Annotated in this window: 2 protein-coding genes and 1 pseudogene; 2 read left to right on the top strand and 1 reads right to left on the bottom strand. The window is 65.9% G+C overall.

The genetic code is table 11. The features are described from left to right. Positions 1-182 precede the first annotated feature (182 nt). Positions 183-1733, top strand: coding sequence for a replication initiator (locus ACOJVU_RS16605; RefSeq protein ID WP_369742072.1), 1551 nt, complete (start codon positions 183-185; stop codon positions 1731-1733). After that, positions 1733-1906 carry a hypothetical protein gene (locus tag ACOJVU_RS16600; RefSeq protein ID WP_369741957.1) on the top strand — a complete coding sequence of 58 codons (174 nt, stop codon included), beginning with the start codon at positions 1733-1735 and terminating at the stop codon, positions 1904-1906. Before ACOJVU_RS16605 ends, ACOJVU_RS16600 begins: the two co-directional genes overlap by 1 nt. 217 nt (positions 1907-2123) lie before the next feature. On the opposite strand, the pseudogene ACOJVU_RS16595 reads toward ACOJVU_RS16600, so the two are convergent. Next, a pseudogene (locus tag ACOJVU_RS16595) lies at positions 2124-2365 on the bottom strand (recombinase family protein); the annotation flags it as partial.

Below are 2365 nucleotides of genomic sequence, written 5' to 3'. Positions count from 1 at the left end.
GACCCGATACGGGTCCGGGCCTTTCACGTCACCGATCGCGATATCACCTTGTTGGCCCGCACCTTTCGGGCACCGCGTTCAGGCGAACAGGGAAATCGGTGAAGACCGTAACGACGCAGAGCCCGGTGATCGTGCTGCCGGGCCTGCCGGCCACCATCGATGCCGATGCGGTGGTCACCCAGATGTGCCGGCGCGCCTCCTCACCCGGTTTCGGGTCGTGGTGGCGGCGAGTGGAATCGGTCGGTTACTGCGCCCACCCGATCCAGCTGCTCGGTGCCGACACCGCCGGGCGTCAGCACACGGTGTGGACGCGCTGCAACAACCGCCGCGCGTCGGTGTGCCCGTCATGCTCAGACCTCTACGCCCGTGACACCTGGCAACTCGTGCACGCCGGAGCCGCCGGCGGCCACCACGACATACCCGTCGAGGTCGCCAACCGTCCGCAAGTGTTCACCACCTTGACCGCCCCCAGCTACGGGGCCGTGCATAACGCCACCGGAACCCCGTGTCACGCCATACCCAACAGGTCGGCGGGCCGCTGCCGGCACGGAAACTGCCTGCGCTGCACCATAATCCACAGTGTCGATGACCCTGTGGTGGGCCAACCATTGTGCGCGGACTGCTACGACTATCTGGGACATGTCTTGTTCACCTGGCATCTGCCCGAACTGTGGCGGCGGTTCACCATCGCACTACGGCGCGCCGTGGCGACGCACCTGAAAACAGTTGGCGTCAAGCCCGGCTCGGTGCGGGTCAGCTTTGTCAAAGTCGTTGAATTGCAAGCCCGCGCCATACCCCACATCCATGCCCTGATCCGCCTCGACCCGCCACCCGCCACCAACGACACCACGAAATCAGGTGACCACGATCGTCACGGCCCCGCCGCCCCGCGGGGTGGTGGGGTGTCTCGTCCGGTAGCCGAGCAGCATCCCGGCTGGTCGTCACCGATCACCGCCGCCGAGCTGGCCGCCTTGATCCAACACGCCGCCAGTCGCGTCAGTATCGACGTGCCCGCCGGCGACGACGATTACCCCAACCCGGGCGGGGTGCGCACGGTGCGGTTCGGCACCCAAATTGATACCCAACCATTGACACCCGAACCAATAACCGCAAGCGATTCCGAAGTCGACGACACCGCGCGCATGACGACATCGCGGTTGTCGCCGCGCAGGGTTGCGGCATATCTGGCGAAATACGTCACCAAATCCCTGCACGACTTCGGCATCACCGCGCGCCGGCTGTCCGCAGAAGCGATCGGCGAACTCGACGTTACTGAACATGTGCGGGCCATCCTGTCCACCATCGCCGGACTCGCCGAACACCCAGCCTCCGCAGGCCCGTCGTTGGCGGGGATCGGGCGCTGGCTGCACACCCTGGGCTACCGCGGCCACATCACCACCAAATCGCGGCGCTATTCGACCACCATGGGTGCCCTGCGCGCCGCCCGCGCCACCTGGACCCGTAACCAGATAGCCAAACATTCAGGGCGACAGGACGATACGCAATCCGCCCATTTCGCTGACGACGTGACGGCGAGCACAGGCAGGCAGCAGCAACCGATCGACACCGATGAGATGCTGTGGGAGTTCGACCGCGCCGGACACACCAGCGCCGGTGACCGCGTCCTGGTCATCTCCGCAGCCCTGCGCCACATCAGCGCCCGCATCACCGGTATCACCGAATCCCGGACTGTCTCCACCCGCATCCCGCCGCCACCACGCGGGGCAGGGTGATGGCCACGACGCCCGCGGGCGGCGCCGCCAACAACCACGATGCCGGCGCGGTCCCGCTGCACGAGCGCCCGGAGTTCATAGCCTGGCTGACCGCCTCATGTGAACGCCAGAACTTGGCGGTCACCGTCACCGACCCCACCACCCTGGCCGCCATCGCAACCCTCCTGCGCTAAGCACGCAATGGCACCGTACCGTCACCGGCCAACCGGATAGACGACGAAAGCCGTTTCAAAACAACCCTTCCCGGCGATAAGAGCATTCCTGACGTCTGGGCTGGCGGGCTGTCCAGGCTCGAAGCTGGCTTCGAGCGCGCGCGGCTTTGGCCTTGACCGCCCACCAACCCAGAGACACACTCGGCACTCGCCAGGGATCATCCACGACGCCGAAAACCTAGATACGCCAACAGGGTTGCACGCGGTTAATGTCCAGACTGCGCGAACCCGGGGTGCCCGGTGCGATCACCGCGTGATCCAAGATCGATTTAACGATGCTCCGCTGACGTTCCACGTCGAGGTCGGGCCACCCTTGGCGCAATGCCCCGCCGGTGCCCGCCAACTCATAAACCTCACTGGTATCGGTGGCCTCAGCGATGTCACGCCTGGCCTGCTGGATGCGGCTGGTGATCGGGTCGC

The organism is Mycobacterium sp. THU-M104 (assembly GCF_049197365.1).
Lineage (GTDB): Bacteria > Actinomycetota > Actinomycetes > Mycobacteriales > Mycobacteriaceae > Mycobacterium.
Note: the sequence above shows the minus strand (reverse complement) of the source record. Positions and strands in the feature narration are given on the sequence as shown.

What these genes read in the sequence shown, in the direction of transcription:
- ACOJVU_RS16605 (WP_369742072.1), top strand. Translation starts at nt 183, where the DNA reads ATGTGCCGGCGCGCCTCCTCACCCGGTTTCGGGTCGTGGTGGCGGCGA.
- ACOJVU_RS16600 (WP_369741957.1), top strand. Translation starts at nt 1,733, where the DNA reads ATGGCCACGACGCCCGCGGGCGGCGCCGCCAACAACCACGATGCCGGC.